The sequence below is a fragment of the Methylobacterium sp. genome (genome assembly GCF_019745455.1).
Taxonomy (GTDB): domain Bacteria; phylum Pseudomonadota; class Alphaproteobacteria; order Rhizobiales; family Beijerinckiaceae; genus Methylobacterium.
The window spans coordinates 1-21,118 of the sequence record NZ_JAIETD010000063.1 but is presented as its reverse complement, the minus strand read 5'-3'; the positions used below and the strand labels follow the sequence as shown (position 1 = coordinate 21,118).

Annotated in this window: 22 protein-coding genes; 15 read left to right on the top strand and 7 right to left on the bottom strand. The window is 66.3% G+C overall.

Annotated elements, in window-relative coordinates:
* Positions 1–9 precede the first annotated feature (9 nt).
* Entirely contained in the window at positions 10–1,395 is a 1,386-nt protein-coding gene (locus K2Y56_RS14720; RefSeq protein ID WP_292508808.1) for a M20/M25/M40 family metallo-hydrolase, read from the bottom strand.
* Positions 1,396–1,576: 181 nt separating this feature from the next.
* Here K2Y56_RS14720 and K2Y56_RS14715 point away from each other — a divergent pair, with 181 nt between their 5' ends.
* From K2Y56_RS14715 to K2Y56_RS14670, 10 genes are all read left to right on the top strand, one after another.
* Complete coding sequence (locus K2Y56_RS14715) at positions 1,577–2,083, top strand: (2Fe-2S)-binding protein (protein WP_292508805.1); 507 nt, start codon at positions 1,577–1,579, stop codon at positions 2,081–2,083.
* A complete protein-coding gene (locus tag K2Y56_RS14710; RefSeq protein WP_292508802.1) occupies positions 2,080–3,090 on the top strand; it encodes a xanthine dehydrogenase family protein subunit M in 1,011 nt (336 codons plus the stop codon). Before K2Y56_RS14715 ends, K2Y56_RS14710 begins: the two co-directional genes overlap by 4 nt.
* 11 nt (positions 3,091–3,101) lie before the next feature.
* The gene (locus tag K2Y56_RS14705; RefSeq protein ID WP_292508799.1) at positions 3,102–5,354 is read left to right on the top strand and encodes a xanthine dehydrogenase family protein molybdopterin-binding subunit; all 2,253 of its coding nucleotides are present in this window, start codon (positions 3,102–3,104) and stop codon (positions 5,352–5,354) included.
* 98 nt (positions 5,355–5,452) lie between these two features.
* Positions 5,453–5,821 (top strand): fluoride efflux transporter CrcB, encoded by a 369-nt coding sequence (gene crcB / locus K2Y56_RS14700; protein WP_292508796.1) that lies wholly within the window; start codon positions 5,453–5,455, stop codon positions 5,819–5,821.
* A 206-nt stretch (positions 5,822–6,027) separates the two neighbouring features.
* Complete coding sequence (locus K2Y56_RS14695; protein ID WP_292508793.1) at positions 6,028–6,201, top strand: hypothetical protein; 174 nt, start codon at positions 6,028–6,030, stop codon at positions 6,199–6,201.
* Positions 6,188–6,511 carry a hypothetical protein gene (locus K2Y56_RS14690; protein WP_292508789.1) on the top strand — a complete coding sequence of 108 codons (324 nt, stop codon included), beginning with the start codon at positions 6,188–6,190 and terminating at the stop codon, positions 6,509–6,511. The genes K2Y56_RS14695 and K2Y56_RS14690 overlap by 14 nt, the downstream gene beginning before the upstream one ends.
* Positions 6,512–6,589: 78 nt before the next feature.
* A complete protein-coding gene (locus tag K2Y56_RS14685) occupies positions 6,590–6,745 on the top strand; it encodes a hypothetical protein (protein WP_292508786.1) in 156 nt (51 codons plus the stop codon).
* A 235-nt stretch (positions 6,746–6,980) separates the two neighbouring features.
* Positions 6,981–7,250 (top strand): hypothetical protein, encoded by a 270-nt coding sequence (locus K2Y56_RS14680; protein WP_292508783.1) that lies wholly within the window; start codon positions 6,981–6,983, stop codon positions 7,248–7,250.
* A gap of 209 nt (positions 7,251–7,459) precedes the next feature.
* Positions 7,460–7,834 (top strand): hypothetical protein, encoded by a 375-nt coding sequence (locus K2Y56_RS14675; RefSeq protein WP_292508781.1) that lies wholly within the window; start codon positions 7,460–7,462, stop codon positions 7,832–7,834.
* A 105-nt stretch (positions 7,835–7,939) separates the two neighbouring features.
* Positions 7,940–8,836: a diguanylate cyclase gene (locus K2Y56_RS14670; protein WP_292508776.1), complete on the top strand. Its 897-nt coding sequence runs from the start codon at positions 7,940–7,942 to the stop codon at positions 8,834–8,836.
* Between the two features lie 118 nt (positions 8,837–8,954).
* On the opposite strand, the gene K2Y56_RS14665 is transcribed toward K2Y56_RS14670, so the two are convergent.
* Positions 8,955–9,137: a hypothetical protein gene (locus K2Y56_RS14665; protein ID WP_292508773.1), complete on the bottom strand. Its 183-nt coding sequence runs from the start codon at positions 9,135–9,137 to the stop codon at positions 8,955–8,957.
* Positions 9,138–9,399: 262 nt separating this feature from the next.
* On the opposite strand from K2Y56_RS14665, the gene K2Y56_RS14660 reads away from it, so the two are divergent.
* Together K2Y56_RS14660 and K2Y56_RS14655 are read left to right on the top strand one after the other, a co-directional pair.
* Positions 9,400–10,584 carry an efflux RND transporter periplasmic adaptor subunit gene (locus K2Y56_RS14660; RefSeq protein ID WP_292508770.1) on the top strand — a complete coding sequence of 395 codons (1,185 nt, stop codon included), beginning with the start codon at positions 9,400–9,402 and terminating at the stop codon, positions 10,582–10,584.
* A gap of 15 nt (positions 10,585–10,599) precedes the next feature.
* Positions 10,600–13,740 carry an efflux RND transporter permease subunit gene (locus K2Y56_RS14655; protein WP_292508767.1) on the top strand — a complete coding sequence of 1,047 codons (3,141 nt, stop codon included), beginning with the start codon at positions 10,600–10,602 and terminating at the stop codon, positions 13,738–13,740.
* A 246-nt stretch (positions 13,741–13,986) separates the two neighbouring features.
* Here the strand turns inward: K2Y56_RS14655 and K2Y56_RS14650 are convergent, their stop codons facing one another.
* The 5 genes from K2Y56_RS14650 to K2Y56_RS14630 all read right to left on the bottom strand — a co-directional run bounded on the left by K2Y56_RS14650 (position 13,987) and on the right by K2Y56_RS14630 (position 19,099).
* Entirely contained in the window at positions 13,987–16,065 is a 2,079-nt protein-coding gene (locus tag K2Y56_RS14650) for an ATP-binding protein (protein WP_366848854.1), read from the bottom strand.
* A 140-nt stretch (positions 16,066–16,205) separates the two neighbouring features.
* Positions 16,206–16,397 carry a hypothetical protein gene (locus tag K2Y56_RS14645; protein WP_292508765.1) on the bottom strand — a complete coding sequence of 64 codons (192 nt, stop codon included), beginning with the start codon at positions 16,395–16,397 and terminating at the stop codon, positions 16,206–16,208.
* A 117-nt stretch (positions 16,398–16,514) separates the two neighbouring features.
* Positions 16,515–17,858, bottom strand: a complete 1,344-nt coding sequence (locus tag K2Y56_RS14640) for an ATP-binding protein (protein WP_292508917.1) — start codon at positions 17,856–17,858, stop codon at positions 16,515–16,517.
* A 63-nt stretch (positions 17,859–17,921) separates the two neighbouring features.
* Complete coding sequence (locus K2Y56_RS14635) at positions 17,922–18,641, bottom strand: response regulator (protein ID WP_292508762.1); 720 nt, start codon at positions 18,639–18,641, stop codon at positions 17,922–17,924.
* Positions 18,641–19,099, bottom strand: coding sequence for a MarR family transcriptional regulator (locus tag K2Y56_RS14630; protein ID WP_292508913.1), 459 nt, complete (start codon positions 19,097–19,099; stop codon positions 18,641–18,643). Before K2Y56_RS14630 ends, K2Y56_RS14635 begins: the two co-directional genes overlap by 1 nt.
* Before the next feature lie 265 nt (positions 19,100–19,364).
* On the opposite strand from K2Y56_RS14630, the gene K2Y56_RS14625 reads away from it, so the two are divergent.
* The 3 genes from K2Y56_RS14625 to K2Y56_RS14615 all read left to right on the top strand — a co-directional run bounded on the left by K2Y56_RS14625 (position 19,365) and on the right by K2Y56_RS14615 (position 20,979).
* Positions 19,365–20,252: a branched-chain amino acid aminotransferase gene (locus K2Y56_RS14625; protein ID WP_292508760.1), complete on the top strand. Its 888-nt coding sequence runs from the start codon at positions 19,365–19,367 to the stop codon at positions 20,250–20,252.
* A gap of 101 nt (positions 20,253–20,353) precedes the next feature.
* A complete protein-coding gene (locus K2Y56_RS14620) occupies positions 20,354–20,632 on the top strand; it encodes a DUF3072 domain-containing protein (protein ID WP_292508757.1) in 279 nt (92 codons plus the stop codon).
* A gap of 101 nt (positions 20,633–20,733) precedes the next feature.
* A complete protein-coding gene (locus K2Y56_RS14615) occupies positions 20,734–20,979 on the top strand; it encodes a Flp family type IVb pilin (RefSeq protein WP_292508755.1) in 246 nt (81 codons plus the stop codon).
* Positions 20,980–21,118 lie beyond the last annotated feature (139 nt).

Below are 21,118 nucleotides of genomic sequence, written 5' to 3'. Positions count from 1 at the left end.
GCGCTTACGTCAACGCCCGCCGAACGCCCCCAAGATCCGCGCCCACGACCGAGTGCCCTTGTGGAAGCTCCTGAGGTCGTACTTCTCGTTCGGCGAGTGGATGCGGTCGTCGTCGAGGCCGAAGCCGATGAGGAGGGTGTTGCGGTCGAGGAGTCGCTTGAAGTCGCCGACGATCGGGATCGAGCCGCCGGCGCCGATCGTCACGGGAGCAACGCCCCATTCCTCGGCGAGCGCGGCCTTCGCGGTCTCCAGTTCCGGCATGTCGAAGGGCAGGCTGATGGCGCGCGAGCCCTTGTAGCAGATCACCTCCACCGAGCAGTCGGAGGGGATGCGCTCCCGGACGAAAGCCTCGAAGGTGGCGGCGAGTACCTCCGGGTCCTGGTCGTCGACGAGGCGGAACGAGACCTTGGCGCTCGCCTGGGATGCGATCACGGTCTTGGTGCCCTCGCCGGTATAGCCGCCGATGATGCCGTTGGCGTCGCAGGCCGGGCGCGACTGGATCTGCTCGATGAGCATGCGCCCGCGCTCGCCGGAAGGCTGGCTGAGGCCGATCGGGCCGAGAAACTTCTCGGGGCTGAGGTCGAGCCCGCGCCATTGCTCAAGGATCTCGGGCGGCGTCTCGCGCACGCCGTCGTAGAAGCCCGGTAGCGTCACCCGGCCGCCGGCATCGTGGAGGTCGGCGATGATGCGCGAGAGCACGTGGATCGGGTTGGCCGCGGCCCCGCCGAAGAAGCCCGAATGCAGGTCGCGGTCGGCGCAGGTGACCTTGACCTCGAAATAGGCGAGGCCCCGCAGCGAGGTCGTGATCGCCGGGGTGGTCGGATTCCACATGCTGGTGTCGCAGACGAGGACGATGTCGGCGACGAGCTTATCGCGGTTCTTCGCGACCCACTCGGGCAGGCCCTGGGAGCCGTTCTCCTCGGCGCCCTCGATCAGGATGGTGACGCCGCAGGGAAGCTCGCCATGCATCGCCTTCCAGGCCCTGCAGGCCTCGATGAAGGTCATGACCTGGCCCTTGTCGTCCGAGGCGCCGCGGGCGACGATCTTCTTGGCGCCATCGGCCCCGGTGGCGATCCTTGGCTCGAAGGGCGGCGTCTCCCACAGGCTCAGTGGATCTACTGGCTGCACGTCGTAATGGCCGTAGAACAGGACGTGCGGCGTGCCGGGCTTGGGTGCATGCGCGAGCACCACCGGGTGGAGCGAGGTCTCGTGGATGCCGGTTTCGAAGCCGAGCGCGCTCAGCGTGCCTTCGAGCCAGGACGCCGCCTCGCGGCAATGGCCGGAATAGGCCGGATCTGTCGAGATCGACGGGATGCGCAGGAACGCGAACAGCCGCTCCAGGCTGTTGTCGAGATCGCGGTCGATGTCGTTGAGCACGGGGTCGAGCGCGGCCATGGGCGATGTCCTGATCGGGTGCGGTGGCTGAGGCGTAGCCGAGGCGCGGGGCCGCCGTAAACCGCCCCGCTCGCCGCGGCGGCGCGGCCAAAGGGGAACAGCCCCACCCTGGAATGGTTATCGACTGTGCTGCCGGTCCCGGCGCCACGTCCGTTCGCCTCGCCAACATTTCGGATCGCCCATGCTCATCGACAGCGGCTCGCCCAGGGCCATGGAGACAATCGGCATCAGCCTGACGATCAATGGCGAGACCCGCAACCTTCAGGTCGCGCCCTGGACGACGCTGCTGGATCTCCTGCGCGAAGGCCTCGACCTCACCGGCACCAAGAAGGGCTGCGACCACGGCCAATGCGGCGCCTGCACCGTGCTGGTGGACGGCAAGCGCATCAATTCCTGCCTGGCGCTCGCCGTGATGAAGGACGGCGCCGAGATCACCACGATCGAGGGGCTCGGACAAGCCGGCGCGATGCACCCGCTCCAGGCGGCCTTCGTCGAGCACGACGCGTTCCAATGCGGCTACTGCACGCCGGGCCAGATCTGCTCTGCGGCCGGCATGCTCGCGGAAGGCCACGCCCATTCGCGGGAGGAGATCCGCGAGGCGATGAGCGGCAACATCTGCCGCTGCGGCGCCTATACCAACATCGTCGATGCGATCGAAGATGTGATGCAGTCCGGAGCTGCCCGATGAACCGCTTCGATTACGTCCGCGCCGGCACGGTCGCGGAGGCGGTCCAGGCTCTGTCCGGCGCCAATGCGCGGCTGATCGCCGGCGGCACGAATCTCGTCGACCTGATGAAGTACAATGTCGAGCGGCCCGATCGCCTCGTCGATATCACCCGGCTGCCGCTGAACGCTATCGAAGATCACGAGGGCGGCCTGCGGATCGGCGCCCTCGTCACCAACGCGATTGCGGCCTATGACGAGCGGGTCGCAAGCCGCTATCCGGTTCTCGCGAGCGCGATCCTCGCCGGCGCCACGGGCCAGTTGCGCAATGCCGCCACCACCGGCGGCAACCTCAACCAGCGCACCCGCTGCTATTACTTCTACGACGACGCCACGCCCTGCAATAAGCGCGAGCCCGGCACGGGCTGCCCGGCGATCGGCGGCGTCAACCGCATCCACGCGATCTTCGGCATCTCGCCGACCTGCATCGCGACGCACCCGTCCGACATGTGCGTGGCGCTCGCCGCCCTCGACGCCGAAATCCGCGTTGCCGGGCCTTCCGGCGAGCGCAGCATCCCGTTCTCCGAGTACCATCGCCTGCCGGGCGGCACGCCCCAATTCGACAACACCCTCCAGCCTGGCGAGATCGTGCTTTCGGTGGATCTGCCGGCTCAGGACACCGCCTCGCACTACACTTACCTCAAGCTCCGCGACCGGCTCTCCTATGCCTTCGCCCTGGTCTCGGTGGCGGCGATCCTCGACCTCGACGGTGACACCGTAAGCCGGGCGCGCTTCGCGCTCGGCGGCGTCGCACACAAGCCCTGGCGCAATGCCGAAGCGGAAGCCTTCCTGCAGGGCAAGGCACCCACTCGCGAGAATTTCGAGGCGGCGGCCGACATCGTCATCCGCGAGGCGACGCCGCAAGACGGCAACGCCTTCAAGGTCGAACTCGCGCGGCGCGCCATCATCCGCGGCCTCACCCAGGCTGCCGCCGGCACGCCCCAGTCGGTCTCCGACAAGCGCATCGCGTAAGGTTTAGCGACATGGTCACCACGATCAGCAGCACCGGCACGGACAGTTTCGTCGGCACCGCGCGCAGCCGCGTCGACGGCCCCGCCAAAGTGACGGGTCTCGCCAAATATGCCGGCGAGTTCGCCGCCCCTGATCTCGCCCACGGCTACGTCGTGTCCGGCGGCATCGCCAAGGGCCGGATCACCGCGATCGACACGACTTCCGCCGAGGCGGTGCCGGGCGTGATCAAGGTCTACACCCACGAGAACCGGCCGCGCACGGCCTGGCTCGACTACAATTATCGCGATGCCGTGGCGCCTCCCGGCTCTCCCTTCCGTGCCCTCTATGACGACGCGATTCACTACAGCGGCCAGCCCGTTGCGCTCGTCGTCGCCGAGGATTTCGAGACGGCGCGCTACGCCGCCTCCCTCGTCAGGGTCACGTACGAGGCCGAGTTGCCGGCCGTGAATGTCGGAGCTCAAGCCGAGCTCGCTTACGACCCACCGATGAAGCGGGCCGGCATCAAACCGCCGCCGGAGCCTTGGGGCGATGCCGACGGCGCCTTCCAGGCGGCGCCGAAAAAGGTCGCCAACGATTACCGCCTCGCCGTCGAGCACCACAACCCGATGGAGCCTCACGCCTCGACTGTTGTCTGGGAGGGCGGCGGGAAGATCACCGTCTACGACAAGATCCAGGGTGTCTCGAACAGCCACGGCTACATTGCGGCGGTGTTCGGCATGAACAAGGAGGACGTTCGCGTCCTGAACCCCTATCTCGGCGGTGGCTTCGGCATCGGCCTGCGCCCGCAATACCAGCTCTTCCTCGCGGTGCTGGCCGCGCGAGACCTCGAACGCTCGGTCCGGGTGACCCTGACCCGCGACCAGATGTTCACCTTCGGCTACCGCCCCGACGTACGCCAGCGCGTCAGCCTCGGCGCCGATGCCGAGGGCAGGCTGCAATCTTTGCGGCACGATGCCTTGTCGGGCACGTCCCGGTTCGAGGACTACCAGGAGGTCGTCGTCAACTGGTCGGCGATCCTCTACGATTGCGACAACGTCGCGCTGACCTACAACCTCACCAAGATCGACACCTACACCCCCGCCGACATGCGCGCGCCCGGCGCCGTGACGGGCGTCCTTGCCCTCGAAATCGCGATGGACGAACTCGCCTACGAGACGGGCCAGGACCCGATCGCCCTCAGGCTCAAGAACTATTCCGAGAGCGACCGCACCGAGGGCAAGCCGTTCGGCTCCAAAGCCCTCCGTGCCTGCTACGCGGAAGGCGCCGATCGCTTCGGCTGGGCGAGACGCAACCCGGAGCCCCGTTCCATGCGCGACGGGCGCGAGCTCGTCGGATGGGGGATGGCGACCGGCGTCTGGGAATCGCTCATGCAGCAATCGAGCGCCCAGGCCACGCTCACCGCCGACGGCAAGCTGACGGTGGGCAACTCCACCGGCGATCTCGGCACCGGCACCTACACGATCCTGACCCAGATCGCGGCCGATGCCCTCGGGCTGCAGATGGAGGACGTGACGACGAAGCTCGGCGACACCGATCTCGCCGAAGCGCCGGTGGCCGGCGGCTCCTGGACCGCGGCCTCGTCCGGTACGGCCGTGATGAAGGCCTGCCGCAAGATCGCCGCCGAGGTCTTCGGCATGGCCCGCGCCATGGACGATTCACCCCTCGCCAATGTCGATTTCGACCGCGTCGTTTTCTCGGATGGCCGCATCTCCGTGGCCGGGGACCCCTCGCGCAGCGTCTCCCTCGTCGAGGCGATGCGGGCTGGCGGCGTCGACAAGGTCGAGGCGACGGATTCCGCAGGGCCCGATTCAGGCCATGCCAAGGAGTTCTCGGCCTACACCCACTCGGCGATCTTCGCGGAGGTAAAGGTCGACGAGGATCTCGGCCAGATCCGCGTCACCCGCATCGTCTCGGCGATCGCGGCCGGCAAGATCATCAATCCCAAGACCGCCCGCAGCCAGATTCTCGGCGGCGTCGTGATGGGGATCGGCTCGGCACTGGAAGAGGAATCCATGCTCGACCACACCATCGGCCGGTTCATGAACCACAACCTCGCCGAGTACCACGTGCCGGTGAACGCCGACATCCACGACATCGACGTCATCTTCGTCGAGGAGGAGGACAGGGCCAACCCGATGGGCGTGAAGGGCCTCGGCGAGATCGGTATCGTCGGCACCGCCGCGGCGATCGCCAACGCGGTGTTCCACGCCACCGGCAAGCGCATCCGCGAGCTTCCCATCACGGTGGACAAGATCCTCGGCTGATCCGCCTCGAAGCCAGCCAGAATAGGACCTCGGGTCCCGCGCTTGCCGATCCGTTGCCGTCCCCGTAACGCCGAGCTTGGCGAAGGCGGAGGCGGTCTATGAGCTATCTTCTGGTTTTCTTGGGTGCCGGCCTCGGCGGTGTCATGCGGCAGGGCGTAAACGTCGCTTCGACACGGCTGGGCTCCGGTTTTCCCTACGGAACTTTCTGCATCAATGTCCTCGGTTCGCTGGCCATGGGCCTCGTCATCGGGTGGTTTGCCCTGCGCGGCGACGGCATGCAGGCGCGGTTGTTCGTGACGACGGGCGTTCTCGGCGGTTTCACCACCTTCTCGGCCTTTTCCCTTGATGCCGTGACGCTGTTGGAACGCGGCGAAACGAATGCCGCCCTGATCTATGTGCTTGGCTCGGTCATCGTTTCGATCGGAGCCCTCTTCGTCGGGCTCAGCGCCATGCGTACGATCCTTTAGCGTCGCCGGCGGTGGAGCGCGTTGTTTATCATGCGATGTATGACTTCGCTTCCATTTCGACTTGGAAGAATTACAAATAAGAATAATATTAAACTGGATTGACGCAAGTTTCTACTCATTCCAATATTTCGTTTAAGGCTTGATCATCTTCTTTCCACGCTTCATCTCGGCTTTCGAATCCGCCCCAATGCGGAAATCGGAGGCCGATGATGGAACAGGTGCTGGCAATGATCCGCGGCTGCGTACAGATCGCATGGTGGGACGGCTCCTGCCTCGATCTTAGGCTGCACAGGCTGGCTCTCCTCGTCGATCGCATCGCCTTGGAGCCGCGCCAGGTCGCGATCCGCTTTGCGACGGAGGCGAGCGATGACCGGGCATGACCGCGACCGCGCCTGCCCCGAGACGTCCACGGCCGAGACTGCCCTCGACGAGGCCTTGCGTCGCTCCTTCTGGCAGCGCCTCCACCACGATGCGCTGCCTCCGATGCTGGCCCTGCAGATCGCCGCCGGAGCTATCGGAACCCTCTATCGCCAACTGGCCGAGGCTCATCGGGGACCGGGCGGCTGCGCCTGTGGATGGGAGCCAGATCCGGACGGCGACCTGATCATATTGGAGGCCAGGCTGGCATCAGCGATCATTCAGTCTGCTCGGCACGACCTCGCCCGAATGCCCGCCGCCGGTCGAGCCTGAGCGTTTCGCCGGCCGTTACGTTTCGCTTACCCTTCGCGCCCATTCTCCGATGACCCAGCGCGGCGTCGGAGGAGCGGAATGGACGGGTTCTATCGCGGCATCGAGGTCTCGCTGCTCGCATTGTCCCTCGCGCTCGGTCTCGGTGCAGCGGCCGCATCCATTCCGGTCGGACCGAAAAGCGCGATCCAGATCGCCGTGGTCTTGCCGATGCTGAGCGTCGTGGCGGGCCGCTAGGCGTCCTCAGGGAGCAGGCACGGTCTCGTTTGTTCGTCGTCGGTGCCGGCCGCGCCGCTGACAGTCGACGGTTTCTGGCGTTTTCCGGCACATCTCGCACCTGCCGCTGCAACTGAATGCAATGTTCGCGCTTTACTTCCCGGATGGCGATGCCGACTTGGCCTTAAGGCACGGCAGCGTCGCGAGCCGCTCGATGGCGGTTCGTTCGAGACGTGGCAAGCGAGACCCAGCGACCATGAGTGCGACGACACGCTACCCCGCGATATCCGGTGGACGCATTGCGGCGGCTATCGCAATGTTCATGGCGTGCGCCGTCGTTGCAGGTGAAGCGAAAGCGGCACCTGCGCCGGAGCCGCAGAAGGTTGCCGAAATGTCCCAGAATCAAGTTCAGCCGTCGCTGGCTGTGGATACGACCGAGGACCAAGCCAATTGCAGCCGCAACCGCAGGCGGCTTTGGGTCGACGGCGAAGGTTGGATCGTCCGCCGCATCACCACCTGTCGCTGAACCCGTCGAGCCGTCGAGGAAGCGCGGATCGGTTGTTTATCGCGTCGCATCTAAGCAATCTGCACCCCTGGCCCTGACAGAGCTTTCGGAACGAGGGTGATCCTCACGTCGTTCAACGACTGTGTTACCACGGCGTTAACGGTGCGGAAGGATCGATGAAGATGCCGATGCTCAAGAGAGATTTGGCTAGGCTTGGCCTGACCGTGTTAATGTCGTCGTCTGCGAGCGCTGCCTCCGCACAAGGCTACGGTTACGGATACGATGTCGCCGGATATGACGCCTACGGCTACGGGTATGCCGAGCCCGTCGTGCGCGGCGGCTACGTCGGCGCGCCCTTCTCGCGCACGCCGCGCCCGAGCGATCTCGTGCCGACTGTCTGGGGATACGGAACATACGGGATCCCGACGATGACGGGTATCCGCAGCGCACCGGCCGGCATACCGACCGTCTACGTCATTGATGGACCCTCTTCTGGCGCCCGGCGCGGTGACGGCAGATCGAGCAGGGCCGATCTGCGCCGCGACCCGGGCCGCATGACCGGTGGCGGAGCGCGCGTGATCCAAGTCTCGGTTCCGCGTCGATAGTTCAAAGTAGCGGCAGCTCCTTCGGAAGACTGTTCTTCGCAACAAATTAAGGTGTCCGGTTTATCCTTTGGGGCATGACCTCCAAGGGGTGAACGGCTGGCCGCCATGCATATTGTTATCGTCGATTCCAGCCGCGTGGTGCTGAAGGTCGTGGCGGGCCTGCTGGAGCCTCATGGTCACACCGTGACCGTCTTCACGAATTCCGGCGAAGCCCTCGACTACGTGACGCAGACGGGGTCGGTTCGCGTTCTGATCACCAGCCTCGAAGTCCGCCCGATCAGCGGCCTGGAATTGTGCTGGTCCGCGCGCTTGCTGGCGGAGTCGAACCGGCCGCTCTACGTCATCACGATGTCGTCCGCGCGCAATGCACGCAACCTGGCCGAAGCCCTCGATAGCGGCGCCGACGACTTCATCGAGAAGCCTCCCGGCGCGGAGGAACTTCACGCTCGCCTGCGTGCTGCCGAGCGGCTCACCACGATGCAGAGCGAGCTCATTCGCCTTGCCGACACAGACCCTCTTACGGGATTGCTCAACCGACGCGCGTTCATCAAGCGGGTCAACGAGGCGGCCGAGCGCGTCGGCACCCACGGCCGTATGGCCGCAGTCCTGGTGGACATCGACCATTTCAAACGCATCAACGACGAGCATGGCCACGACGTCGGCGATACCGCGATCCAGAGCGTGGCGCGAGAACTCGCGGCGGATGGCATCGTCGGCCGGCTGGGCGGCGAGGAATTCGCGATCGTGCTGCCGCATCGGACGATGACGGAGGCCGAGGCTGTTGCGAACCGGCTTCGCCTCGTCATGGAAGCCCTGCGGCTGCGCGGCGCCCGCACCCCGATCCGACTGACTTGCAGCTTCGGCGTCAGCGAATGGTCGGAGGGAGACACCGTCGAGGGAATGATCAAGCGCGCCGACATCGCCCTCTACGAGGCCAAGACCGCAGGCCGCAACCGCGTCGTCTCAGCCACTACTGACCTCGTTCTCGACCGCGCGGGTTGAGAACTTGGCTGCCGAGGGGGAATGAGTTCGGCATCGGTTGCAGTCAAAGTAATCGAGATCGGCTCGGTCACCCGATTCGATCAAAAATCGGTGTCGGCGACCCCATCCTCACGGCTCGCTAGCGTAGGTCGGTCAATTCCATCGCGACGATGCCTCCGGAGCGGATCGTGTCCGGCAGGGCGTTGTAGTCGGTATAGCCGGCCTCGCGGGCCATGGCGTCGAGGGCGCAATCCGCGTTCGTCGCCTGGCCGGTCCAGAGCACGGCACCACTCGTCGTCTGTTTGATCTGATAGATGACCATGGTGGATCCGCTTCCCTGCTCTCGCGCCAGCGTGTCAACGCCTCATTCACCGTTCGGTTTCCGCTCACTAGGCCGATGCGAACTCCAGCGCTTGTTCTTACAGTGGGCTCCGGTGGTGCCGTCGATTGTGACGTGGCACACAAGGTCTGCAAAAGCGCCGGGGCGTAACGGTCTGGAATTAATGGGGCCATGAAATCGCCGGTCTTGACCGGCATCGCTCCCATCGCGCCCAGTGGCGGCGCCATCGGCAATGACGGATCCCATGCTGGTCACGCGCCTCCTTCTTGCTCTCGCCGTGACCGGCCTTGCCGGAATCGCGGCCGCCGCCGAGACATCCGCCGTGCCCGACCCGGCCGCGGTGGCGCCGGCTGTCACGGTGGTGCCGGCGATCCAGCGCGAGCTCGTCGAAGAGGCCGTCGTTACCGGCACCCTGGTGCCGCGCGACGAGATCATGGTGAGTCCTGAGATCGAGGGCTTTCGCATTACCGATCTGATGGTCGAGGAGGGCGCGCGCGTGGAGAAGGGTCAGGTGCTGGCCCGGCTCTCGCGCGAGATGATCGAGACCCAGGAGGCATCCAACGCCGCCGCCATCGCCAAGGCGGAGGCATCCATCGTCCAGACGCAGAGCCAGATCGTCCAGTCCGAGGCGGCGGAGGTCGAGGCCAACCTTGCCCTTGAGCGTGCGCGCGCCCTCGTGAAGACCGGCAATGCCACGGCCGTGATCCTCGAACAGCGCATCTCGACGGCCCAGTCGAACCAGGGAAAGCTCGCCGCCGCCCGCGGTGGACTGCAACTCGCACAGGCCGAACTCGCATCCGCGAAGGCACAGGCCGCCGAGATCGCCGTGAAACGGGCCCGCACCGAGATCAGGGCGCCGGAGTCCGGCATCGTCAACCGCCGCACCGCACGGATCGGTGCCACCGCGACCGCCATCGGCGAGCCCCTGTTCCGCCTCATCGCCCGCGGCGAGATCGAACTCGAAGGCGAGGTGCCGGAGACGGCGATGCCCCGGCTCAAGGTCGGCGATCCGGCCCGACTGGACCTCATCGAGGGCCGCACACTCGCCGGCCGCGTCCGCCGCATCGATCCCGAGATCGATCGCGCGACACGCCTCGGCAAGGTCCGCATCAGCCTCGCTCCCGATCCCGCCTTGCGGATCGGTGCCTTCGCCCGCGGCCGCGTCGAGGTCGCCCGGCGGACGGGCGTCACGGTGCCGCTCTCTGCGGTGCTCTATCGCGCGGACGGCAGCGCCAACGTGCTCATTGCCCGCGACGGCAAGGTCGAGGCACGTCGCATCGTCCCGGGCCTCTCGGCCGCGGGCTATCTCGAGGTCCGTTCGGGCATCGCTGCCGACGAGGCCGTGGTCGCCCGCGCCAGCAGCTTCCTGCGCGACGGCGACCGCGTCCGGGCGGTGCAAGCCGCCACGGCCGACGCCGCGGCGAAGTGACGGAGATCTGACGCCATGCGCCTCAATGTCTCCGCCTGGGCCATCCGCAAGCCGATCCCCTCGATCGTCTTGTTCGTGGTGCTCGCGCTCCTCGGCGTCGTCAGCTTCCGCAGCCTGCCGATCACGCGCTTCCCCAACATCGATCTTCCGATCGTCTCGATCCTCGTCACGCAGGCGGGCGCGGCGCCCTCCGAGCTTCAGACCCAGGTCACCAAGGTGGTGGAGGATGCGGTCGCCGGCGTGAAGGGCGTCAAGCACATCACCTCGGCCATCGCCGAGGGCACCTCGACGACGACCATCGAGTTCCGGCTCGAGACCAGCGTCGATCGGGCCGTGAACGACGTCAAGGATGCCATCGCCAAGATCCGCGTGACCCTGCCGCGCACGATCGACGAGCCCATCGTCAGCCGCGTCGACATCGCCGGCCTGCCGATCATGGTCTACGGTGCCTCGGCCCCGGCGATGACGCCCGAGGACCTGTCCTGGCTGGTCGACGACGTCATCGCCCGCCAGATCCAAGGCGTGAAGGGCGTCGGGGGCGTCGAGCGCCTGGGCGGCGTCGCCCGTGAGATCCGGGTCATCCTCAAGCCCGAGCGGCTGCTGGCGCTCGGCATCACGGCGGTCGACGTGAACCGGCAGGTCCGCCTCACCTCGGCCGACATGGCCGGCGGGCGCGGCGAGCTCGGCGGCCTCGAACAATCGATCCGTACACTCGGCGGCGCAGCGAGCCTCGACACCCTGGCGCAGACCTCGATCGTGGTGCCCGGCAACCGCAAGGTCCGGCTCGACGAACTCGCCACGGTCGTGGACGGATCGGAAGAGCCGCGTACCTTCGCCCGCTTCAACGGCGAGCCAGTGGTGGCCTTCGCGATCTCGCGCGCCACGGGCGCCAGCGACGCCCAGGTGGCGGCCTCGGTGGCGGCCAAGATCGACGAGCTCGCCGCCAAGAATCCGGGCGTGCGCTTCGACCTCATCGACACCGTGGTGACCAATACGGTCGGCAACTACAACTCGGCGATGCTGAGCCTCATCGAGGGCGCAGCGCTCGCCGTCGTCGTGGTGTTCGTGTTCCTGCGCGACTGGCGCGCGACGCTGATCGCCTCCATCGCCTTGCCGCTCTCGGTGCTTCCCACCTTCTGGATCATGAGCACGCTCGGCTTCTCGCTGAACGCGGTCAGCCTCCTCGCCATCACCCTCGTCACCGGAATCCTCGTCGACGACGCCATCGTCGAGATCGAGAACATCGTACGCCACATGCGCATGGGCAAATCCGCCTATCGCGCCTCGCTCGAAGCGGCCGACGAGATCGGCCTCGCGGTCATCGCCATCACGGCGACGATCATCGCGATCTTCGCGCCGGTCTCGTTCATGAGCGGCATCGCCGGCCAGTATTTCAAGCAGTTCGGCCTCACCATCGCGGCCGCCGTGTTCATGTCGCTGCTGGTGGCGCGGCTGATCACGCCGCTGCTGGCCGCCTATTTCCTGCGCGATCATGGCCCGGATCACGAGCGCGAAGGCGTGGTGATGCGCAGCTACACCCGCGTCGTCGCCTGGTCGGTGCGGCACAAGTTCATCACCCTGGTGCTCGGGCTCGCCTGCTTCGGGGCTTCGATCTGGTCGACGAGCCTGCTGCCGGCCGGCTTCCTGCCCGCCGAGGACGCGTCCCGCACCATCTTCGTGGTCGAGCTGGCGCCCGGCGCCCGCCTCGCCGACACCACCAAGGTCACGGACGAGCTCGTCAACCGCATCCGCGCCCTTCCGGAAGTGCGCAGCGTCTTCGTCGACGGCGGCCGCCAGCTGCCGGCGAAGAAGGAAGTGCGGCTCGCCACCTTCACCATCAACCTGACGCCGAAGAACACCCGCCACCGCACGCAGAAGCAGATGGACGTCGAGATCGGGGCGATCCTGCGCTCCACGCCCGACATCCGTTTCTGGGCGCTGCGCGAGAATGGTCAGCGCGACCTCTCCCTCGTCGTGGCAGGTCCCGACCGGATGGTCGTCGCCGAGACGGCAGCCCGGCTTCAGCGCGAGGCGGCACAGGTCCCGCACCTCGTCAACGTGATCTCGACCGCCCCCCTCGACCGCACCGAGGTCCGCATCCGCCCCAAAGCCGGCGTCGCTGCCGATCTCGGCGTCTCCACCGACCTCATCGCCGAGACGGTGCGGGTCGGTACCATCGGCGACATCGGCGCGAACCTGGCCAAGTTCAACGCCGTCGATCGCCAGGTCCCGATCCGGGTGCAGCTGCCCGAGCGCCTGCGTGGAGACCTTTCCGAGATCGAGACCATGAAGGTGCCGGTGAAGGGCAGCGCTGCTGTGCCCCTCGCCAGCGTCGCCGATATCAGCCTCGGCCAGGGTCCCACCGCCATCGACCGCTACGACCGGGCAATCCGCGTCGCCCTGGAGGCCGACATGCAGGGCTCCGATGCCCTCGGCTCCCTCATCGAGGCCGTGCTGGCGCTGCCCACCGCCAAGAACCTTCCGCCGGGCGTCACCATCCGTCAGACCGGCGACGCCGAAGTGATGGGTGAGGTGTTCGAAGGGTTCGCCCTCGCCATGGGCGCCGGCCTGATGATGGTGTTCGGCGTGCTGGTGCTCCTGTTCGGAAATTTCCTGCAGCCGCTCACCATCCTGTTCTCGCTGCCGCTCTCGATCGGCGGCGCCATCATCGGCCTCCTGATCTTCCAGAAGCCGATCTCGATGCCGGTGGTCATCGGCATCCTGATGCTGATGGGCGTGGTGACCAAGAACGCGATCATGCTCGTCGACTTCGCCATCGAGGAGATGGCCCACGGGGTCGACCGGGCCACCGCGATCATCGATGCCGGCCGCAAGCGGGCACGGCCGATCGTCATGACCACCATCGCGATGGCCGCCGGTATGGTGCCGTCCGCCATGGCGCTCGGTATCGGCGGCGAGTTCCGCTCTCCCATGGCGATCGCGGTGATCGGCGGCCTCATCGTCTCGACCGGCCTGTCGCTGATCTTCGTGCCGGCGATCTTCGTCCTGGTCGACGATCTCTCGCGCCTCATCGTGCGCCTGTTCTCGCGCTTCATCGGCGCCAAGGACGAGCCGGGTGCGGACGAACCCTTCGGCCTCCCGGGAGCACCCGCCAATGACGGCCGCCTCCCGCCGCCGCGTGTGGCGGCGGAGTAGGAATAGCTCAAGTCAGGTGCGCGTCCCCTCTCCCCGCCGGGCGGGGAGAGGGCTTCATGCACCTTGTCGTGCATGAAGCGAGCGGAGCGAAGGTGAGGGGGTCTCTCCGCTTCAGGCTCCTTCGGAGGCGCCCCCTCACCCTCGGCTGCCGCCTCGCTTTGCCGACAGCGAGGTCGGCAAGGCCCTCTCCCCGCAAGCGGGGAGAGGGAAACGCGCTCGGCCGAAGCGATAAGGCGGGGACGGGCTTCACCCCTCCAAGATCTCCCTGATCTTGTCGCGCAGGGCGTCGATGGCGAAGGGCTTGGTGACGATCTGCATGCCTGGATCGAGATAGCCGTTCCCGATCACGGCGTTGTCGGCGTAGCCGGTGATGAACAACACCTTGAGGTCGGGGCGCGTGAGGCGTCCCGCATCGGCGACCTGACGCCCGTTGAGGCCACCCGGCAGGCCAACATCGGTGACAAGGAGGTCGATATGGGCATAGCTCTGGAGCAGGCGCAGGGCGGCGGGTCCGTCAGCCGCCTCCATCGCCGTGTAACCCGCATCGGTCAGCACATCGACCACGAGCATCCGAACGGTAACGTCGTCATCGACGACGAGGACGACCTCTCCGCGTCCGGCCGCCGCCTCCGGCGCAGGCAGCAGCCCCGGCGGCGTATCCTCACCCTCGCCGAGGTGGCGGGGCAGGTAGAGGCACATGGTAGTGCCTTCCTCAACCTCCGAATAGATCCGCACCTGGCCGCCCGATTGCCGGACGAAGCCATAGATCATCGATAGGCCTAGGCCGGTACCCTGTCCGAGCGGCTTCGTGGTGAAGAATGGATCGAAGGCCCGCTCGATGACGGAGGGCGTCATGCCGGTTCCGGTATCGGTGACGCAGAGCGAAACGTACTGGCCCGGCGGCAATTCGCGTTCGCCAGCGGCGCGGTCGTCGAGCCACTTGTTGGCGGTCTCGATCGTGAGGCGCCCGCCAGTCGGCATCGCGTCGCGGGCGTTGATGCAGAGATTGAGCAGCGCGTTCTCGAACTGGTTCGGATCGACAAGGACGAGCCAGAGGCCGCCCGCGCCCACCACCTCGATAGTGATTTCAGGCCCGACCGTGCGGCGGATCAGCTCCTCCATGTCCGCCACCAGGCGGTTGAGGTTGATCACGCGGGGATCGAGGGTCTGGCGCCGCGAGAAAGCGAGAAGACGCTGCGTCAGCGCTGCCGCACGCTTCGCCGCACCCTGCGCCGCGTCGACATAGCGAGGAATCGAGTCGAGGCGCCCCTGCTCGAGGCGCTTGCCCAGCATCTCCAGGCTGCCCGTGATGCCGGCCAGGAGGTTGTTGAAGTCGTGGGCGATGCCGCCGGTCAGCTGGCCCACCGCCTCCATCTTCTGCGCTTGGCGCAAGGCCTCCTGGGTAAGCCGTAGGGTCTGCTCCTGCTCCTTCTCGGCCGTTATGTTGCGGCCATAAGCGTAGACGAGATCGCCCTCCGTGGAGGTCTGCCAGGAGATCCAGCGCTGCGTCCCGTCCTTGCGGCGATAGCGGTTCTCGAAATTGGTGAGATCGCTCTGGGACGCCGCCGTATCGAGCGCACCCTGGGTTGCCCGCGCGTCATCCGGCCAGACGAACTGGTGGAAGCTTCGCCCGACGACCTCCTCGGGCTCGTGCCCGAGGATAGCGGTCCAGGCCGGGTTGACCGCTCGGAAGATTCCGTCGGCCCCGATCACGACGAGGAGATCGCGGGAGTTGCGCCAGATCCGGTCTCGGTCCGCAGTCCGTTCCGCGACCTGCCGCTCCAGCGAGGCCGCGAGTTCCCTGAGCTCCCGCTCGGCTCGGCGGCGCTCGATCAAGGTCCGGGTCCGTTCCGCGACGTCGCGCAGGAAGGCAACCTCTTCCTCCGACCAAGAGCGGGCGGTGGCGTGATTGAGGTAGATCAGCGCGACGAAACCGCCTCGCTCGGTGACCGGCATGTTGATGAAGGATTGGGCGCTGATCGCCACGAGGGCATCGGCAGTCTCACGAGTACGCGGGTCGCCGAAGGCGTCGGTGCAGATCACCGTCTCGCCGCGCTTGAGGTCGTCGATATAGGATCCGTAGTCTCGAAACTGTAGCGTTCCGGCGAGGGTAGCGATGCCGGGAGCGTTCCAGTCGCGCTCGATCGTAATCGTCTCGGCGATACGGTCGATGGTGCCGTAGCCGGCGCGGCTCACCTTGAGCCAGCGGCCGAGTACTTCCCCTGCCGCATAGGAGATGGCGGCAGTGTCGTCTAGCTCGCGGAAGCTGTCGCTGAGTTCGTAGAGGGCAGGACGAAAGTCTGTCGATCTCGGAGTATCGGGCACAGGAACGCAACCTCAGGAAACTCGCCGCCATTGTGGTGCGACAAGTCCTCTCGTTCCGCCCTCAGAGATGATGCGGATATCCATCGTCAACGAAGGCGGTCGCAATGGGTTGCGGCGTGACCCGAAGTGGCCTGTGAGGTTTAGCCTTCGGTATCGCCCGCAAGGCGGCTCGCGCCGTAGCAGAGCGCACCACCGATGGCGAAGAGGATCACGAACGTCTTGACGCTGGCGTAGAACAGGGCCGGCTCGATCCCCGCATCCGTATAGAGCACGAGGCCGATGGCCGCGAGCGGCAAGGACAACAGGATGAAGAGGGGTACCAGCGGGTTCATGGCTCGATCACTCGCGTCGATGACCCTGCCAACGGGATCAGGGCCTTCCGAGGCTGCTCATAGCACCGCTGAAGCCGGCTGGGGACACCCCCGTCGCGAGATTTCGTGTCACAGGGATCAGGCCGGCAGCCGAACCGTGGCGCGCAGGCCGCCAAGCGGGCTGTCGTGCAGGGTGACGTCGCCGCCATGCGAGCGCGCGATGTCGCGGGCGATGGAAAGGCCGAGCCCCGAACCGCCGGCATCCTGGCGCGAGGCGTCGAGGCGAACGAACGGCTTGAACACCTCCTCGCGCTGGTCGAGTGCGATCCCTGGCCCGTCGTCGTCGATCGAGATCAGGACGTTGCGCAGGTCCCGCCGCGCCATGATGGCGACGGTGTCGCCATAGCGGGCTGCGTTGGCGGCGAGGTTGAACAGGCAGCGCCGCACCGCGTCCGACCGCATCGTCACGCTGGCCGGCGCATCGATGTCCACTGATTCCACGTGCGCGCCGAGGCGCTCGATGTCGGTACGCAGGTCCTCGAGCAGAGCGCGCAGGTCGGTCGGAACGGCGATCTCGCCGGAATCGCCGCGGGCGAAGGCGAGATAGGCTTCGAGCATGCGGCTCATCTCGTCCACGTCGCGCTGCAGGTCCTCGACATCGGCGCTCTGCTCCACGAGGGCCAGCGAGAGCTTGAAGCGGGTGATGATGGTGCGAAGGTCGTGGCTGACGCCGTTCAGCATCGTCGTGCGCTGGTCCATCGCCCGCTCGATGCGCCGCTTCATCTCGATGAAGGCATGGCCGGCCTGGCGCACCTCGCGGGCGCCGCGCGGCCGGAACTCGATCTCCCGTCCCTTGCCGAAACTCTCCGCCACAGCCGCGAGCCTGAGAATCGGCTTGATCTGATTGCGCAGGAAAAGGATCGCGACGCCGAGCAGCACCATCGACGAGCCGGTCATCCAGAGCAGGAAGATGTGCGAGTTCGAGGCGTAGGCCATGCTGCGCCTCGCGGTGACGCGCATGACCCCGTCGGGAATCGCAACCCGGATCTCGATGAGGCTGGAGCGGCCCACCGTGTCGATCCAGTACGCCCGCTTGATCTGGCGGTTGATCTCCTCGGACAAGGCTTCGTCGAGGATGGAGAAGAACGGCCGTGGGCCCGGGGCCGGGAGCTTGGCGCCTTTCAGGATGTCGAGGTCGAGGTTGAGCCGCGTCGCGGCGATGCGAGAGAGCGTCTCGGCGTCCCTGTCCTGAGGATAGCTTTCGTAGACGTCGATGAGGGCCGCGACATCCGCCGTGACGGCTGCCGAGAGCCGGCGCGTGACGAGTTGCCAGTGCCGCTCCATGAAGGTGTAGGCGATCACCGATTGCAGCAGCACCACGGGCGCGATGATGATGATCAGCGAGCGGGCGTAGAGCCCTTTTGGAAGGGCATCTCCGACACCTCGGGAGATCAGCCGCCAGATGCGGCCAGGGCCGGGCATCGCGGCCCAGGCCTGGCTCGCACCGCGCCTCAGGCTCGCGAGGCCCCCCGCCACGCTGCCCTCCTAATCGACCGCGAGGCGGTAGCCGACGCCGCGCACGGTCTGAAGGAAGAGGGGGTTCGCCGGGTCGACCTCGGTCTTGCGGCGCAAGCGGTTGATCTGCACGTCGATGCTGCGCTCGGCGGCGAGGCCCCCCGACCCGGCCAGCGTCTCGCGCTCGACATTGGCGCCGCCCGCCAGCGCCAGGATCGTCAGAATTTCGCGCTCCCGCTCCGTGATGCGAACGGTCTCGTCCTGGCGCTTCAGTTCACCCCGGTCGATGCGATAAGAGAAGGGGCCGAAGGTCACCGATTCCGCGCCCTCGCGCACCGGCGCTTTCGCCCCGCGCTTGAGGATGTTGTTGAGTCGCAGAATGAGCTCGCGCGGTTCGAAGGGTTTCGGCAGGTAATCGTCGGCGCCAATTTCCAGGCCCATCACCCGATCATTCGGGTTCGAGCGCGCCGTGAGCATCAGGATCGGCACTTGCGACGTCTCGCGGACCTGGCGCGCGTAGTCGAACCCGGTCTCGCCGGGCATCATGACGTCGAGAACGAGGGCATCGAACACGAAACTCTGCGATCGGGCGCGCGCCTCGGCGACGTTCTCGGCCGCTGTCACCCGGAAACCCTGGTCGAAGAGAAAGCGCGACAGCAATTCGCGCACGCGGCGGTCATCGTCCACCACCAGAATATGAGGGGCATGGTCGGGGAGTTCGGCGCGGGGGCGGAGGCCGGCAACGGCCATCAGGCGACGGCCCCGACGCGGCGTGCCATGAGGCGCTGTACGGCGGCACGCTCTTCGGGATCGATCATGGCCAGAAGGAATCCTTCCGCGGCGCTGTAGGCAGTGCTGTCTCCCTCGGGCGGGTCCGAGAGGGCGCGGGCGAGCCGTCTCGCCTGGACGCGCGTCAGGTCGGCGGCAAGCGCCGTTCCAGCCGGGGTGCAGAACAGGAGACGCTGGCGGCGGTCGTTGGCCCCGGTCTTCTGCACGATGTAGTCCTGTTCGATCAAATCCTTCAGCACCCTGTTGAGGCTCTGCTTGGTGATGCGAAGGATATCCAGGAGTTCGGCGATGGTGAGGCCTGGATAGCGATCGACGAAATGCAGGACGCGATGATGTGCCCGGCCAAAGCCATACTGGGCCAGGATTCGATCCGGGTCACCGACGAAATCGCGATAGGCGAAGAACAGGAGCTCGATCAGGTCGTCGCTGCCCTCCGCCGGCGCCGCGGCACGCGGAGTATCGGCTTTGGTGACCTCTCGCGTCGCGTGTCGGTCCACGATCGGGGCACCCTCCATTTACGTCAGTCTTGTTGACATATCTCAGCCCCGTTGCTACCCGTCAAGCCGTCCGGCCACGGTCGCCTGCGCCCTCTATCGGCGACGGGCCGTGCTCGACCCCACCCGCGATGGCGCTGGCTTCGATCCTGTCCCCGCGGCCTGCATCCGTTTGCCGAGGAACGCGTCCATGTCCATGATCCCCTTCGACGAGCGCGAGGGCACCATCTGGTTCGACGGCGCGCTGGTGCCGTGGCGGGACGCGAAGATCCACGTGCTCAGCCACGGGCTGCATTACGGCTCGTCGGTGTTCGAGGGCGAGCGCGCCTATGGCGGCCGCATCTTCAAGACCGAGGAGCACGCGGAGCGCCTGCTGCGCTCGGCGCAACTGCTCGACTTCACCATTCCCTACAGTGCCGACGACATTGTCGCCGCCAAGGAGCTGGTTCTCAGGACCAGCGGGCTCTCCGACGCCTACATTCGGCCGGTGGCCTGGCGCGGCTCGGAGATGATGGGCGTCGCCGCCCAGGGCAACACCATCCACCTGGCCATCGCAGCTTGGGAATGGCCGAGCTACTTCGATCCAGAGACAAAGATGAAAGGCATTCGCCTCGACATCGCCGATTATCGTCGGCCGGACCCGCGTACGGCGCCGTCCGCATCGAAGGCGGCGGGCCTCTACATGATCTGCACGATCTCGAAGCACCGGGCCGAGAACAAGGGCTTTGCCGACGCGCTGATGCTTGATTGGGAAGACAACGTCGCCGAGTGTACCGGTGCCAACGTGTTCTTCGTGACCGACGGCGTGATCCATACGCCCCTCGCCGACCGGTTCCTCAACGGCATCACCAGACAGACCGTGATCGATCTCGCCCGCCGGCGCGGCATCACGGTGATCGAGCGCCGTATCCGGCCCGAGGAGATGAGCGGTTTCTCGGAATGCTTCATCACCGGCTCGGCTGCCGAGGTGACCCCGGTGTCGGAGATCGGCCCCTATCGCTTCATCCCGGCCGCCCTGACGAAGTCGCTCATGGACGATTATACGTCCGAGGTGCAGCCCAAGGCCGAGGCTGCCTGACGACGACCGTGCCGGCTGGGACGAATCCAGTCGGCACCCGATGGGAACCCGGGTCCGACCTCATGTGTTACAAGCAGAACATATCAGGAACGGAGCTGGCAATGGCCAAGACGCAGAGCGGGACGACGTCCGCGAAGAACGGATCCGAGCAGGAGCTTCCGAACGAAAACCCGAAGACCGCCGACGGCGACGCATCCAATCGGATCAAGGACCCCGACCAGTGGACCACCGGGTCCGAGCCGATGACAGGCGCCCAGGCCTCCTACCTCAAGACCCTGTCCGAAGAGACCCATGAGCCGGAGGCCTTCGAGCCCGACCTCGACAAGGCCGAGGCGTCGAAACGGATCGATGCTCTGCGCAAGGAGGCCGGACGCGGCTGAGCCGCTGTGGGGCTCCGTATTTCCGCGATGGGTTTAAGCGAACCGCAAGACCTTCCGTGACACAACAGGTCGCGACAACGCCTGTCGCGGGATCATGCGAAATGACGGATCCTGCGGCAGAGGGTGATTCCAAGCACCCGACCAAAGGCGATATGATGGGTGATCTCCTTACTCGAATGTCATCGGCCGCGTTGCGATCGCGGCGGGACGAGGCCGGAACCACATCCGTCGAGTATAGCGTGATCGGCGGATTGATTTTTTTGGCGATCGCTGCTGCCCTTCAGACCTTTTCCAGCCGCATGAACGGGCTCTACGGTGTGATCGAGGCCGTGATCGTCAGGAACTAAGCTTGGCACGTCCGGCCACTCAACTCCCGCTTCAGTCACGAGCGTGGTTTCGGGCCGCGCGTGCTAGCCTGTCTTATTCACGAGGGCAGTGGATCTGTGGTGGCGAGCGTAGCGTAAGGCATTGATAGGGCTTAGGGAT